Below are 15700 nucleotides of genomic sequence, written 5' to 3'. Positions count from 1 at the left end.
GTCATAAGACCACCTTATTTTCAGGAGTCTTTTTTTACTGCCCTTTTTTAAGCGGCAGGGAAGAGGCCTGGGGACTGTAGAAGGTCTTTTTATTATTGCAATTCAATGAAAAAGGAAAACGGAAGACGGAACGCAAAGAGGGCATATAGCTTGCTGGGCGTTAAGTAGACCAATGAGTACTTTTTCTCCAAGATCCATCCTGTCATTTTTCAATCAGCTTATGCTTGTTTTAGTGTATAGCTGGTGGTTTGACATGGTATGGACTTGCTTGGGGAGAGGGTAAGCATTGGTCTCTTTTTTTTACTCTTTGGCTGCTCAGCAGGGGAAGCTGAAACGGCAGGAGAGTGTAAAAACGCCGTCATTCATGGTATGCGGGGGAAAAATATGAATCATACACTCGTCATAGGAAAGGGAGAATTATACGGTTCTGTTGCTGAGAGTGTAACCTTTCAGAATAAAAAATGCGATGTCATGTCCTACGATCAGTACTCGTATGATCTGACGAATTCTGAAGATGGCAACACTCGCATTGATAATCTGCTGGAAATGGAAAAGAAGTTCCATCATTACCGCTCTGTGTATATCATCTCTGACTCAATCAATGAAGGGTTTGAATTAACTGCATTTTTCTCTGAATTGGGCACAATGCGAATCATTGTGATGACCCATGATAGCAGGCACTATGACCTCTATAAAAAATCAGGTGCAAAATATGTCATTGTCAGCAAGCCGGAAGACTTTATATACACACGGCTTAGACACGTAAAAGAAAGATAATCAATCTGTCATTAAAGGAGGTGGTTCTCTAAAGGAGAATCAGGAAAAAGAAAAACCTAATCGCTTAATTTCTATACGAAATCGGGGGACCCAATCTTTTGTGATGACCATCACTTGGGGTGAGTCCATTGAAAAATGGTAGGGCTACTCTCATAGTCCGAATCCGACAGCTAACCCCGAAAGCGTAGTGAGGGAAAATCAAAAACGCAGGTGCGGCACGCTTCTTTAGTGATGCCTGAAACCGCGGAAGAGATCCCTCTTCCGCGGTTTTTTTATTGAATCTGTAAAGGCAGGGAACGTCATGGAAACGATGCTGATTTGCATTCCAAGCTATTCAAGGCTCGGCTGCATGGATGAAATTCTCCCGGAGGACTCATCACTTGCATTTGTAACAGGAGATTACAGTGTGCAGAGTCATTTGAAAAGCAGAGGGTTCAAAACAATTTATTTTATAAGGCAGAATGCTCAGTATCTGCTTATACATGAGCCGATTGCAAGAGTGCTTCTGCTGGAAGACAAAATAGCGGAAACGTGTAAGTTAATGGAAATTCTCAAAGCCAGTGTAAGGGTTCCGATTACAGTCATCACTAAAAAAGCCAATTACCCGACAAAGCTTTATGAACTGCTCGGGGCTAAGCACGTTTTTTATTCGAAACAAGATAATGTGAAATTTCTGATTCAGTAAGAACAGGAGGGAACGACATGTTAGACAGCATGATGTTAATTACATTTGCTGCCCTTGCATTAGTCATGGCGGGGCTTGTCAAATGGTCGGAAGAGATTGTGAAAGAAGGCAGGGGAGAAAAATGATGATCGTCTTGCTTGGCGGCATTGCCGCGATTACTCTTTATTTGCTTTATGCGTTAGTAAATCCAGAAAAATTTTAACTTGCGGAGGGAAAGACGTTGAGCGTACTATCCATCATTACAATCATTCTTACTTTAACACTGGCCGTGCTGCTGGCAAAGCCGATGGGCATCTATATAGCCCGTGCCTTTACTTATCAATCTACTAAACTGGATGCCCTGTTTGGCCCGGTGGAAAATGTTGTTTATAAAATCAGCGGAATAAAACAAAAAAACCAAAGCTTCAGGCAATATGCATCAGCCCTTTTATTTTCAAATATTTTTATGATTTTTATAGTATATCTTGTGTTCCGTTTTCAAGGCATTCTGCCGCTGAATCCAAGCGGCATAGCAGGGATGGAACCCACCCTTGCTTTTAATACAGCAATCAGCTTCATGACAAACACGAATCTTCAGCATTACAGCGGAGAAAGCGGATTATCCTATTTGTCTCAGATGATCGCCATTACGTTTATGATGTTCGTTGCTCCTGCAACTGCATTTGCGGCTGCGATTGCGTTAATAAGAGGACTCGCAGGTAATCCGCTTGGAAACTTCTTTGTAGATTTAATAAGATCAATCACACGTGTTCTTTTACCGATTGCATTTATTACTGCACTGATATTCGTCTTTCTTGGGGTTCCGCAAACACTTGATTCAAGTGTCACGGTCACAACAGTGGAAGGAGCCGGGCAAACGATCGCAAGAGGACCTGTTGCATCGCTTTTATCAATTAAGGAAGTTGGAAACAATGGCGGTGGGTTCTTCGGAGTAAACTCAGCACATCCGTTTGAAAACCCAAATGCGATGAGCAGCCTCCTGCAAATTCTATTGATGCTTTTAATTCCGACAGCACTTCCGTTTACCTACGGAAAAATGGTCGGGAATGCTAAACAGGGAAGAATTCTATTCGCAGCGATGGCCATGATTTTCGTTGTCTTTCTTGGTACGGCCCTATTCTCAGAATTTCAGGGGAATCCCAGATTTGCAGAAGCAGGCCTTGAGCAGTCTTCCGGCAGTATGGAAGGAAAAGAAGTTCGTTTCGGTATGGTACAGTCAACCCTTTACGCTATTGTAACAACGGCGTCTGAAACAGGGGCAGTCAACACGATGCACGATACGCTGTCGCCAATAACAGGAATGATTGCTTTATCCAACATGCTGTTGAATACAGTTTTCGGCGGAATTGGTGCAGGGTTCATGAACATTATGATGTATGCGATCATAGCCGTTTTCTTATCAGGGTTAATGGTAGGTCGCACTCCGGAATTCCTTGGCAAGAAAATTGAAGGAAAAGAAATGAAGCTGATCGCTGTGACACTGCTTAGTCATCCATTCTTGATACTTGCTTCAACAGCTGTTGCTTTATATACACCGCTTGGATCTGACGGTATATCAAATCCTGGATTTCACGGGCTTTCCCAAGTCCTTTATGAGTACACATCTTCTGCTGCCAATAATGGTTCAGGCTTTGAAGGACTTGGTGATGCAACACCTTTTTGGAACATCTCAACCGGCATTGTCATGTTTATAGGCAGATATTTTGGAATCATTGCCATGCTTGCTGTTGGAGCATCAATGGCCGCTAAAAAGATTGTACCGGAGACGATAGGTACATTCCGTACAGACACTGGCTTGTTTGGAACCATTTTTGTAGGAGCCATATTTATTGTCGGTGCTCTGACATTCTTCCCAGTTTTAGTTCTGGGACCGGTTGCTGAGCTATTAACTTTATAAAAGATAATTGGAGGATCCAAAATGAGTAAGCCATTTTTAGCAACAGCAGAAAAATCTGCTGAAAGATATGAGCGCAAGGCCCCAGTTAAACAAAATCAGCCTAATGATCAAAAGCCTGAAAACAATAAGGCGATGGAAAAGGAACTGATCGGAAACGCCATCAAGGCATCCTTTTTCAAATTGGATCCCCGCGTAATGGTGAAAAACCCGATCATGTTTATTGTAGAAATTGGATTTGTCCTTACTTTGCTGCTTACCTTTATCCCATCTGCTTTTGGATCAAGTGAAGTAAATGTCTGGTTTAATTTAACAGTGTCTCTCATCCTTCTGTTTACCGTTTTGTTTGCGAATTTTGCAGAAGCACTTGCAGAAGGGAGAGGAATTGCCCAGGCAAATTCTCTTAAGAATTCAAAAAAGGAAATAACTTCAAACAAATTAATGCCTAATGGCGAAATTGAAAAAACAGTCTCTGCCTCGCTCCGTAAAGGGGATGTAGTTGTCGTATCACAAGGTGAGTTTATTCCAGGTGATGGAGAGGTCATTTCAGGCCTCGCTTCTGTAGATGAGTCAGCGATTACTGGAGAATCAGCACCTGTGATTAAGGAGGCAGGCGGAGATTTCAACTCCGTTACAGGGGGCACAAAAGTTGTCAGTGACCAGATCAAAGTAAGAATCACGAGTGATCCTGGTGAATCATTCCTTGACAAGATGATTTCCCTTGTTGAGGGAGCACAGCGTCAAAAAACACCGAATGAAATTGCTTTGAACACGGTTTTAACAAGCCTGACGCTTATTTTTATGATCGTAGTTGTCACATTGCCTTTTTACACAAATTACTTGGGATTTCACCTTGAGATTCCCGTATTAATTGCCCTGCTTGTGTGTTTAATTCCAACAACCATTGGCGGTCTGCTTTCTGCCATTGAAATAGCAGGGATGGACCGGGTTACACAGTTTAATGTGATTGCGATGTCAGGGAAAGCGGTTGAAGCAGCTGGAGACATTAATACAATTATCTTGGATAAAACGGGAACGATAACTTTTGGAAATCGGATGGCAAGCGAGTTTACACCGGTAGGAAATCATGCCATGCAGGATTTGGCTCAGTGGACAGCCATCAGCTCGCTTGAAGATGAAACACCAGAAGGAAGATCTGTCCTTGAACTGCTGAAAAAGAAACAGCTTTCCTATCAAACAGATATCGCGATAGGCGGAACATTTATCGAGTTTAAGGCGGAAACGCGGATGAGCGGAATGGATCTTGCTGATGGAAGTGCTGTCAGAAAAGGAGCAGTAGATGCCGTCAAGAAATGGGTGATCTCCCAAGGGGGAACCATTCCATCTGATTTAAATAAAAAAACAGATGAAATTTCAAAGGCGGGAGGCACGCCTCTTGCTGTTGCCATGAACGATCAGATTTTTGGTTTGATTTACTTGAAGGATACGGTTAAGCCAGGCATGAAAGAGCGCTTTGACAAGCTTCGCAGCATGGGGGTCAAAACTGTCATGTGTACTGGGGACAATCCGCTTACAGCAGCAACAATCGCTAAAGAAGCAGGTGTTGATGAATTTATCGCTGAGTGCAAGCCTGAGGATAAAATCGAAGTGATTAAATATGAACAATCACAAGGTAAGCTTGTTGCTATGACTGGTGATGGAACAAATGATGCTCCGGCTCTGGCACAGGCAGATGTAGGCCTTGCGATGAACAGCGGAACAGCAGCTGCCAAGGAAGCAGCCAATATGGTGGATTTAGATTCGAATCCTACGAAAATAATTGAAGTAGTCTCCATCGGGAAACAGCTGCTGATGACGCGCGGAGCTCTGACAACGTTCAGTATTGCCAACGATATCGCGAAATATTTTGCCATTATTCCGGCTATGTTCATGCTTGCCATACCAGAAATGAATGTGCTGAATATCATGAGACTGGACTCACCGATTTCAGCGATTCTGTCAGCCTTGATATTCAATGCCATTATCATTCCCATCTTGATTCCTCTCGCGATGAAAGGTGTCAGCTACAAACCGATGAGTTCGAATGCTTTGCTGAGCAGAAATCTTCTAATTTACGGGCTCGGGGGAGTGCTGGTTCCCTTTATTGGAATCAAAGGAATTGATGTTGTTCTTGCTCTGATTTTGTAACATATATTTAATAGGAAGAAAAGAGGTATTTTATAATGGAAGAAAAACAATCAATTATGGGTCCGATCATCAGAATGAGTTTATTCTTAATGGTGATTTGCGGCATAATTTACCCAGTGGCTGTGACAGGTATTGCTCAAACCATTTCTCCTTCAAAGGCAAATGGCAGCTTAGTATATGATGAGAATAAGAATGTAATAGGCTCTGAGCTTATCGGGCAATCATTCAGCGCGGACAGCTATTTTCATGGGAGAATTTCAAGCATTGAGAATAATGGTGCGGGTTCAGGTTCCAATAACTATGCACCATCTAATGAAGATATGATGAAGCGCACGCTGGATTCGATTGAAGAATGGAAGAAAAACAACCCGGAAACGCCAGTAAGTGAAGTCCCAAATGATCTGCTGACAAATTCAGGATTGGGGCTTGATCCTCATATCAGCCCGGGTGCCGCATATGTTCAGGTGAAGCGTATTTCAGAAGCAACAGGAATTAATCAATCAAAGCTTGAAAACCTGATCAAGCAGCATACTCAAGGAAGGGAACTTGGAATGTTTGGCGAAGAGAAGGTAAACGTTCTTCAATTAAATCTGGATTTGAAAAATATGTTGAACTAACCATGATGTACCTCAGCTTCTATTCAGCTGAGGTCATTCAACTTTTCCGAGGTGATGAAATGAGTGAAAACCACCCTTATTTCAGACGAAAAACCCCGCAGGAACTTCTTAATGAAATTGCTGAAGAAAAGCGGGGAAAGCTGAAGCTTTATGTTGGCGCAGCACCTGGTGTTGGAAAATCTTACAAAATGCTTCAGGATGCCCATGATTTAAAGCTTGAGGTAGAAGATGTCGCAATCGGGCTGATCGAATGTCACGGGAGAAAAGAAACAGAGGAACTGATTAAAGATATCGAGGTGGTTCCTCTGAAAGAAATGAAGTATAAAGGAAGTATCTTTAGAGAATTGAACGTAGATGCCATCCTGCAAAGAAAGCCAAAAGTCATAGTGATTGATGAGCTGGCCCATACCAACATCCCGGGCTCAAAAAATAAGAAGAGATACATGGATGTAGAAGAAATCTTAAATGCCGGCATTCATGTAATGTCTGCGGTCAATATTCAGCACCTGGAGAGCGTACATGACATTGTGCAGCAAATAACAGGAATAGCAGTCAGGGAAAGAGTACCTGATTTGTTTGTTCAAAATGCCCATGAAATTCAGCTGATTGATGTTACTCCGGAAACCCTTCGAAAACGGCTGGCAGAAGGGAAAATTTATGCCACAGAAAAAATTGAGCAGAGCCTTGCTCATTTTTTTACAGTGACTAATTTATCATCCCTTAGAGAACTTGCTTTGAGAGAGGTAGCAGATGATGTAGACGAAAAAATGGAGCAGTTCAGCGGGAATTTGATGAACGGTCCAATCGGTGTTCATGAAAAAATCCTTGTATGTGTCGGGTACGGTCCTACTGCCGAAAAAATAATCAGAAGAGGCTGGCGGATGGCAAACCGGCTAAAAGCACAGCTGTATATTCTGAATGTAACCAAGGAATCCCCTGAGGCGTTTACACAGGAAAAACGGGAAAGAACGGAGCAATGGAAAATACTTGCTTCTCAATTTAATGCTGTATTTTTGCTGGAGCAGGAAGGCAGCCGCAAGCCCGCTCAGGTCATTATTGATATTGCTAAGCAGTATCACATTACACAAATCCTTCTCGGTCAGTCAGCAAGAACAAGATGGGAAGAAATTAGAAAGGGTTCCATTGTGAATACCATAATGAGAAAGACAGAGAATATTGATATTCACATCGTGTCAGATGGACGATCTTAAAGGAGTTCAGGAGAAATGAATATTGCTTTTTTTCTTATACCCAAAAAGGAAGTTGTTTATTTAAACATTAATGCCACCATGAGGCAGGCGCTTGAACGAATGGAATATCACCGTTTTTCAGCCGTTCCGCTGCTTGATGATGAGGGGAAGTACGTAACAACGCTTACAGAAGGTGATTTGCTGTGGATGCTGAAAAACACACCCGATTTGCATTTTCATAACACAGAAAAAATTCGATTAACTGAACTTAATTACCATCGAAAGAATGAACCAATATCCATTCATGCTGAAATGGAGAACATTATTTCAAGGGCGATGGAACAGAATTTTGTACCTGTTACAGACGATAAGGGAATCTTTATAGGGATAATCAGAAGAAGGGAAATTATTGAATATTGCGCAGATCAGCTTTTGGGGAAAAAGAATTAAAAAAGGCTGCATTCAACATGCAGCCTTCTATTATATGGTTGAGCCAGTATCTTGTTTTTTCATATATTTCGTCAAAAACGGATAAATCACAAATCCTGCAAAGAAAAGGCCGACTCCAAGTATAAATGTTTTTAAATCAGCAGTTCCTGTAACAATCACCCAAACAGAATAAATACAGGCTAGTGAGGCGATGATTCCGTCTTTTACTCTTGATCCTTTAATAAGATCATATGTCTCTCCTTTGGCAATCAGCTTTAAGAAGAAGATAGACGATACAAGGTATGGGAAAAGATAGGCAAGTGTAGCTGATGTAGTTAAGAATGTATAAGCTTCACTGATGGTACCGGAAATCGTTGAGAAAATAAAGATTTGAGACATCAAATTCGTTATTATCAAAGCATTTTTCGGACTTCCTTTTTTATTTGTTTTAGCAAAGAAAGCAGGGAAAATACCCGATTTTGCAGCCTGGTACGGCACTTCAGATGACAGCAGGATCCATCCGATCGTTGATCCAAACAAAGATACAACAGCCAATAGTGCCATTGCATTTGCACCGGCATCGCCAATAATGATTGAAAGAACATCAACAAAAGGCTTGTCAGATGACTGCAGCTGATCGTGCGGCAGAACGCCCATTGTGATAAGTGTGATAATCATATAGATAAACACAGCAATGATTAGACCAGTGATGGTCGCTCTTTTTACATCACGCTGAGAAGACGCGCGTCCTGACAGAATGACTGCCGACTCTATTCCTACGAATGCCCATAAAGTCGAGATCGCAGCAAATTGAACTTGATTTGTCAGCCCGTAAGTCACACCAGGCTCTACTTCCACCGGGAAATAAAATTCTCCAAACGCTGCTGACTCCAATGCAAATAAACCTGCGATGATAAAAAGCATAAAACCGATTACTTTAGAAGCAGTAGCCACAAAATTCAATTTGCCTGCACCGCTCAAGTTCGTTAAAAGAATGGTATGAGTGCCCCAAAGCAAAATGGTACAAACAATAAATGTAACGGCTCTTCCTAATTGAACATCCTGTGAACCAATTGAAAAAAGAATAGATTCGTCGGACATAATCGGAAAGAATGTAGAAAGATAGCCTGCGAAGCTTGTGATGATCGCGACATTGCTGATCCAGTTTGCGACCCAATATCCCCACACCATGCTGAATCCGGCGACTTTTCCTTTTTTGGGAGTATCAAATAAAGCTTTAGCATAGCTTTGCGGACCTGCTGTAAGGTCAGGTCTGCGGATTGATAAATTTCCGAATACAAGTGCAATCATTAAAACACCTAATCCGGTTACAAGCCAGGCGCTTGTGACACCAAGCGGACTTGCGGTCTGTGCCAGTGTGCTTGGCAGCATAAAAATTCCGGAGCCCACCATATTTCCTACTACAAAGGCTGTTAAAAGCCAAAATCCCCATTTTTTCTGTTTCAATGCTTAAACCTCCTATAAATAGAACCATAATGTTATGGCTGCATAATTAGTGTGTGTATTTTTTTGAGAAATGGATCATTTTTGACAAACAAAAAGCGCATGGAACAAGTCCATGCGCAAAAATACACAAAAAACTCACTCAAAAATCTCATGATAGCACTCCACAGATTCTCTGTGGCAGTCCAGTACCTATTCGATACAGTCCCAGCAAGAAACAAAGTGGCTGTTTCAAACTTCGGCACCAAGTCCTTTCGAATTTGCAGTCAACAGCTCCACTAGCCTCTTGCAATCTACTCTTAATTGGTGCAACCTCTACCTCACCGAGATTATAGTGAGGATTTATAGTAAAAATAATATTTTAATAAAATAAAACTACCAACTCAGCTTGTGTTTGTCAATGGATTTTATGTATTTCTATATTTTCCCTGAGGAACTCGCCCTGATTTCATTTTGCAATTGATGGATAAATCAACTATAATTTACAAAGGCAGCGTTTTCTTTTTGCTGTGAAATCATCTATTAAATTAATATGGAAGAAGGGTTCATCATGAACTTGGGATTCGGGGAAATTATGTTGATCGTCTTTGTCGCATTGCTTCTTTTCGGACCGAAAAAATTGCCTGAACTGGGTAAAGCGGCAGGCAAAACGCTACGGGAGTTTAAGAATGCTACTAAAGGTCTTATGGACGACGATGATGCAAAATCAGATAAAACAATCAAATAAATAAAAGCAGAGGCTATGACACTTCGTCATACCTTTTTTTTTGCTTCCTGCCATTAGAATTGTACAAATTTTTAGTTAATTGTTTTATAATGACAAGTGAGGGATTATTTGGTGTTCCGAAATACATATCAGGGGGAATGGCGATGAAAGCTGCTACGTATGCTGAGACTTGGGATTTAGATGTGTTTTTTGAAGGTGGAAGCAAATCTGATGCCTTTAAAAAGTATTTAGAGGAGCTTGAACTTGATGTTCCTTCATTTAAGGTGCAGGCAGAGAGCATCAAAGTACCTCAAACAAAAGAAGATAGCATCCTTTTAGGAGAGATTCTTGAGAAGTTTCAGGGTATTGCAAAACGGATGAGGCAGGCAGGAGCTTTTGTCGGATGTCTGCAGGCTCAGGATACAAATGATAAGCATGCCGCAGTACTTCGTGGGAAGATTACTCAACTCAGCTCTCAGTTTCAAAATGCATTGGCAGCCTTTGATCAAAAGCTTGTTCAAGTAGACGATACGGTTTGGCCTGAACTTGTAAATGCTGAAGAATTGACTGAATTAAAATTCGCCTTGACCGAGCGCCGGAACAGAGCAAAAAACAAACTGCAGATGGAGCAGGAAACATTGATCAATGCTTTGTCAGTGAACGGCTATCATGCGTGGGGACAGCTTTATGATACTCTCGTTTCCAAAGTGAAAATACCGTACAAAGAAGATGGCAAAGTACATGAATTGTCTGTAGGCCAGGCAGCCAATAAATTTTCAAATGCGGACAGATCAGTCAGAAAATCTGTGTTTGAAGAATGGGAAAAAGCGTGGGGAAGCGGTGCAGATTTATTTGCCCATACGCTGAACCATCTATCTGGTTTTAGACTGAATGTATATGAAAAGCGGGGCTGGGACGATGTACTGAGTGAGCCGCTTGAGATCAACAGAATGAAGCGCGAGACCCTTGATGTCATGTGGAAGGTGATTTCAGAGAATAAACAGCCGCTTGTAAGCTATTTAAAAAGAAAAGCAGAATTGCTTGGTGTCGATAAGCTTAGCTGGTACGATCTCGATGCGCCGATTGGCGGGAAAGAAGCGAAAGTTAGCTATCAGGAGGGAGCTGAATTTATCTTAGATCAATTCAGCCACTTTGGAGAAGAGCTGACTTCATTTACTAAAAAAGCATTTGAGAACCGCTGGATCGAGGCTGAAGATCGTCCTGGAAAAGCTCCGGGAGGTTTTTGCACAAGTTTTACCGAAAGTGACCAGTCAAGAATCTTCATGACATTCTCCGGTACCCCGTCAAATATCGCAACCCTTGCACATGAACTGGGCCATGCCTTCCATCAGCATGCAATGGCGGGAGTGCATCCGCTTAACCGCAATTATGCGATGAATGTAGCTGAAACAGCATCAACATTTGCTGAAATGATCGTGGCAGATGCTTCTGTTAAAAAAGCAAAATCTGATGAAGAGCGTTTGGCATTATTAGAAGATAAAGTGCAAAGAAGTGTTGCACTGCTTATGAATATTCACGGCCGCTTTCTATTTGAAACTTCTTTTTATGAGGAACGCAAAAAAGGAATCGTCAGCACGGAAAAAATAAATCAATTAATGGAAGATGCACAAAAAGAAGCTTATTGTGATGCTTTAGGAGAGTACCATCCTCATTTCTGGGCATCTAAACTGCATTTCTATATTACCGGGGTGCCGTTCTATAATTTCCCATATACGTTTGGCTATCTGTTCTCACTTGGCATATATGCGAAAGCATTGGAAGAGGGAACGGCATTTGAAGAGAAATACATTTCTCTTTTAAAAGATACAGGATCTATGCAGGTAGAAGATTTGGCTATGAAACACTTAGGAGTGGACTTAACAAAAGAGGATTTCTGGCAAAAAGCCGTTCAGCTGACTGTGCAAGATGTGGAAGAGTTTTTGGAAGCGACTAAATAAAAAAAACGGAAACCGGCATGATTCTGCTGCCTGTTTCCGTTTTTTTACGACTTGTAAATGGGGAAAAAAGCGAGAAAATCTCCCCGCTTTTCTACTCAATCCGCTCGATCCAGCTGTTCATTTCTCTAATGATCTGATCTTGCTGAACAAAGACATTGATCTGTGCTTTGTTATCTCCTTTTTGTTCTCCGTAAATGCCAAATTGTGCATGATTGCCGCCGTTAATTTTGTAATAAAAGGTATTGTCAGACAGTAGGTGTTTCGTTTCTTTTATATCATCCAGGGTTGTTAATCCGTCATGTTCTGCATAGATGGTCAGAATCGGAAAATCTGTGTTTGAAAAATCACTGGAATCTGCCGGATAAGCAGCAAGGAGGAAAAGCCCTTTTATATTTTCTTGATGTTCAAACGCGTAAATAGAAGCAGCCGCACCTCCGAGAGAGTGTCCTCCAATGTACCAATTTTCAATTTCGTCTCTATCATTTATGATTTTATCTGCTTTGCTGATGCCTGCAATAGCAAGGTTAAAAGGCATTTTAGGAATGACGGCAGTGAACCCTTTTTGAGTTAACTGCTCTGCAAGATAGGCATATCCTCTCGGATCAACTTTTGCACCAGGATATAGAATGATGCCATTATACGTTTTTTGATTTTGAGGCTCAAAGAGCAAATACCCGTTTTTTTCATTTTGATTTTGTATATTTGTAGAGTTAAACAGTTCTTCAGCAGGTTTATAGGTGATTTGGGACCAGATATAAAATCCTGCAAATGAAAGAATCAGCCCTGCTGAAGCTATCAGGGAAAAATTTTTTATCCACTTTTTCATCGTTTATAACTCCTTAAATTATAACGGCTTCTGCTGAATTTTATGTTTAAATTCAACTGAAGGCAAATTTTGATGTTTGTCAAAAATTAAATCTTTTATTTAGAATAGTAGTATAACTTAATAAATATACGCTTAATCCTAAAATGGGAACGGGGGAGCCAAACTGTGCACATGCACTGGGGTGAATCCTTTATAGTTAAAAGGTAGGGCACTTGTGCCAGGAGCTGGGCTTTTCATGCTTGCGATGGTTTTAAACTCTGTAGGCCTTCCTGTAGCAGGCATCGCCTTGATCCTCGGTATAGACCGTCTGCTGGATATGGCTCGTACAGCAGTTAACATCACAGGAGATGCGGCATGTGCACTGATTGTAGCAGAAACAGAAAAGAAACATGGAGACTTTAAAATTCCTGAAATGGAAGAAAAATTGTCAAAATGAGAAAGGCGGCCTTAAGCAGGCTGCCTTTTTTATACATATAAATACAGATCAATTATCTTAATTTGCACGAAAAATGCAAATTTTTTTGGTATTGTAAAACAAAGTGGTGCAATATTAAGGAGTTTAATAAATGAATAAGCTTGCTATAAAAATTGGGCTATTATTTCTTACGATCATTCTTATAGTAGAAACCTGTCTCTTTTTATTTTTATACCGGAATCTAGTCAACACTAGAGTGAATGAAGAAGTTTCTGCTCTACAGGCAAGAGGCAACAGCCACCGTGATGTTCTGCTGAAGCATAATGATGAAACAACGATGCAGCATGTTGTTTTAATGGAATCTGAAGCAGATACGGATGTTGTGCTGACAAATGCAGAAGGAGAAGTGCTGCATTCTTCAAATGAGATTCATCCATTCATGCAGAAAGTAATCAACAATCATAGAGGTGAAAATGATGAAGTGCCTGCGAACTGGAAAGCAAGTCCTTTCATTTGGACAGTAAGCCCGGTCCGTATAAACGGTGAAACATTAGGCTTTGTCTATATGTTTAAGGGAACAGATTCCATTCAATTGATGATTTCCAGATTAAATGACCATTTTATCTTTATTGGTACAGTGTCTGTTATTCTTACAATCATTGCGGTTGTTTTTTTGTCAAAGATTGTGACAAAACCCCTGCTCTCCATGAAGCAGGCGACTGAACGCCTTAGTGAGGGGGATTTTACAGTTAACTTACAAATGCAAAGATATGATGAACTTGGCGAGCTTGGAGTTTCTATTCAAAAGCTTGCAAATGATTTATCCCATCTAAAAAAGGAAAGAAATGAATTCCTGGCAAGTATCGCCCATGAATTGCGTACCCCCCTTACATATATCAAGGGGTATGCAGATGTTGCTAAGAGGCCTGATTTGGCAAGAACTGACCAGGTAAACTATCTATCTATTATAAGTGAACAAACAGAGCACTTATCGAAGCTTGTAAAGGATTTATTTGAGCTTGCAAGGCTTGATCAGCATTCTTTTCAGGTTGAAAAAGAGCGGATCGATCTTTGCTCCTTTATTAAAAAAACAGCAGAAAAAGTAAATCCCATCTTAATCAAAGAAAATAGGAAAGTGAATTTTCTTTTTCCGAATCATTCTGTTCATCATATGATAGATCCTTCAAGGTTCGAACAGGTGCTGCTCAACATCATGGACAATGCCATCCATTATTCTGGAAAAGGGACTTCCATTACAATCAGGGTTTTTGAACAAGACGGGATCATTAAAGTTGTCATCTCAGATGAAGGAATTGGTGTTCCTGAAGAAGATCTTCCATATCTGTTTGACAGACTTTACCGCGTTGATAAATCAAGGTCACGCCATAGCGGAGGAACAGGTCTTGGCCTTGCGATCGTAAAAGAAATTGTGGAGGCTCTTGGCGGCACAGTCCGGGCAAAAAGCACATTCGGAACAGGAACCTCCATTATCATTGTCTTTAGAAAGGATTAAACGATGAAAAAGATTTTGCTTGTAGATGATGAGAAACTGATGCTGGATTTGCTTGACCTTTATCTTACACCTGCAGGGTATTTTTGCATAAAATCCTCATCAGGAAAGCACGCTATTGAAAATGTTCAAAAAGAAGAACCTGCCCTTATGATTCTTGATCTTATGATGCCTGAAATGAATGGTTTTGAAGTGTGTAAAGAAATCAGAACATTTTCAGATATTCCGATTATAATGGTGACTGCGAGCGGCCAAAAAGAGGACATTGTAAAAGGGCTGCAGACAGGGGCGGATGATTATATAACAAAGCCTTTTAATGAAACGGAATTATTGGCGAGAATAGAAGCGATATTAAGAAGAGTCAAAAATAATCAAGCAATAGAATACAGGGGTCTTAAATGGGATGATCGAAGCCAGGAAGCGAGCTATAAAGATGAGCCTATCCTTTTAACTCCAAAAGAATTTCAGCTTGCCGGAATCTTTTTAAAGAACCGAAACAGAGTATTTAATCGTGAGCATTTAATTCAGACTATTTGGGGTTATGATGCAGGTACGGAGGACCGGACGGTAGATTCCCACGTGCGTCATCTTAGAGAAAAGCTGAGAAAAACGGGATTTCCAATTGATGATCACCTTCAAACCGTCTGGGGAGCTGGATACAAGTGGAAAGATGAAAAAAATAATTAAAACCAATTCTTAACTCTTTTGCTGATAAAACTGCAAATAATACTGATAGAACTTTGATTACTAATAACGCTTCAATATATGCTGTTAAACCACAACTTCCTCGCATCATCTCAGCCTGGCAAAGAATCTAAAATAAACAGATATGCTGAGCAAATGAGACTTGAGAGCGCTTAAACGGTTATATTTGATCAATTATAACTATTTTCTGCAAAAATTGGCTCTTTACTGTCCTATTCAACAGGAGTAAGATACTTTCATAAATAACATTTCAGATATTCTTAATTCGCTTAATCCATTACGGAGCGGGGGACCCAATTTTGCTGGCATCTTTTGCAGCTTGGGGTGAATCCTTTACAGGTAGGGCTACTCTCATTGCCCGAACCCGACAGCTAAC

The 15700-nt window shown here is 40.8% G+C and carries 14 protein-coding genes and 1 pseudogene; 13 read left to right on the top strand and 2 right to left on the bottom strand.

Going from position 1 to position 15700, the window contains the following annotated elements:
- The first annotated feature begins 258 nt into the window (after positions 1–258).
- The 8 genes from LIT25_23225 (at position 259) to LIT25_23190 (ending at position 7761) form a co-directional block, all read left to right on the top strand.
- Positions 259–777 (top strand): hypothetical protein, encoded by a 519-nt coding sequence (locus LIT25_23225; GenBank protein ID USK33393.1) that lies wholly within the window; start codon positions 259–261, stop codon positions 775–777.
- 301 nt (positions 778–1078) lie between these two features.
- Positions 1079–1462: a hypothetical protein gene (locus LIT25_23220; protein USK33392.1), complete on the top strand. Its 384-nt coding sequence runs from the start codon at positions 1079–1081 to the stop codon at positions 1460–1462.
- Positions 1463–1586: 124 nt separating this feature from the next.
- Positions 1587–1664, top strand: a complete 78-nt coding sequence (locus LIT25_23215; GenBank protein ID USK36391.1) for a potassium-transporting ATPase subunit F — start codon at positions 1587–1589, stop codon at positions 1662–1664.
- 18 nt (positions 1665–1682) lie between these two features.
- Positions 1683–3359, top strand: coding sequence for a potassium-transporting ATPase subunit KdpA (kdpA, locus tag LIT25_23210; GenBank protein USK33391.1), 1677 nt, complete (start codon positions 1683–1685; stop codon positions 3357–3359).
- 132 nt (positions 3360–3491) lie between these two features.
- Positions 3492–5504, top strand: coding sequence for a potassium-transporting ATPase subunit KdpB (gene kdpB / locus LIT25_23205; protein ID USK36390.1), 2013 nt, complete (start codon positions 3492–3494; stop codon positions 5502–5504).
- A 35-nt stretch (positions 5505–5539) separates the two neighbouring features.
- The gene (gene kdpC / locus LIT25_23200; protein ID USK33390.1) at positions 5540–6121 is read left to right on the top strand and encodes a potassium-transporting ATPase subunit KdpC; all 582 of its coding nucleotides are present in this window, start codon (positions 5540–5542) and stop codon (positions 6119–6121) included.
- A 59-nt stretch (positions 6122–6180) separates the two neighbouring features.
- On the top strand, positions 6181–7332 hold the full coding sequence (gene kdpDN / locus LIT25_23195; GenBank protein ID USK33389.1) for a KdpD-like non-kinase potassium sensor: 1152 nt from the start codon (positions 6181–6183) through the stop codon (positions 7330–7332).
- A 15-nt stretch (positions 7333–7347) separates the two neighbouring features.
- Positions 7348–7761 carry a CBS domain-containing protein gene (locus LIT25_23190; protein USK33388.1) on the top strand — a complete coding sequence of 138 codons (414 nt, stop codon included), beginning with the start codon at positions 7348–7350 and terminating at the stop codon, positions 7759–7761.
- A gap of 30 nt (positions 7762–7791) precedes the next feature.
- Here the strand turns inward: LIT25_23190 and LIT25_23185 are convergent, their stop codons facing one another.
- Entirely contained in the window at positions 7792–9207 is a 1416-nt protein-coding gene (locus LIT25_23185) for an amino acid permease (GenBank protein USK33387.1), read from the bottom strand.
- Between the two features lie 547 nt (positions 9208–9754).
- Between LIT25_23185 and LIT25_23180 the strand changes: the two genes are divergently transcribed.
- Both LIT25_23180 and LIT25_23175 read left to right on the top strand, forming a co-directional pair.
- Positions 9755–9931, top strand: a complete 177-nt coding sequence (locus LIT25_23180; protein ID USK33386.1) for a twin-arginine translocase TatA/TatE family subunit — start codon at positions 9755–9757, stop codon at positions 9929–9931.
- Between the two features lie 143 nt (positions 9932–10074).
- A complete protein-coding gene (locus LIT25_23175) occupies positions 10075–11868 on the top strand; it encodes a M3 family oligoendopeptidase (GenBank protein USK33385.1) in 1794 nt (597 codons plus the stop codon).
- 91 nt (positions 11869–11959) lie between these two features.
- Here the strand turns inward: LIT25_23175 and LIT25_23170 are convergent, their stop codons facing one another.
- Positions 11960–12694, bottom strand: a complete 735-nt coding sequence (locus LIT25_23170) for an alpha/beta hydrolase (protein USK33384.1) — start codon at positions 12692–12694, stop codon at positions 11960–11962.
- Between the two features lie 214 nt (positions 12695–12908).
- On the opposite strand from LIT25_23170, the pseudogene LIT25_23165 reads away from it, so the two are divergent.
- From LIT25_23165 to LIT25_23155, 3 genes and pseudogenes are all read left to right on the top strand, one after another.
- A pseudogene (locus LIT25_23165) lies at positions 12909–13130 on the top strand (dicarboxylate/amino acid:cation symporter).
- Positions 13131–13260: 130 nt separating this feature from the next.
- Entirely contained in the window at positions 13261–14622 is a 1362-nt protein-coding gene (locus tag LIT25_23160) for a cell wall metabolism sensor histidine kinase WalK (protein ID USK33383.1), read from the top strand.
- A gap of 3 nt (positions 14623–14625) precedes the next feature.
- Positions 14626–15306 carry a response regulator transcription factor gene (locus tag LIT25_23155; GenBank protein USK33382.1) on the top strand — a complete coding sequence of 227 codons (681 nt, stop codon included), beginning with the start codon at positions 14626–14628 and terminating at the stop codon, positions 15304–15306.
- Positions 15307–15700: the final 394 nt, after the last annotated feature.

It is taken from the genome of Bacillus sp. F19 (assembly GCA_023823795.1).
Lineage (GTDB): Bacteria > Bacillota > Bacilli > Bacillales > Bacillaceae > Bacillus_P.
The sequence above is the reverse complement of the archived record's forward strand: the minus strand, read 5'-3'. Positions and strand labels throughout refer to the sequence as shown.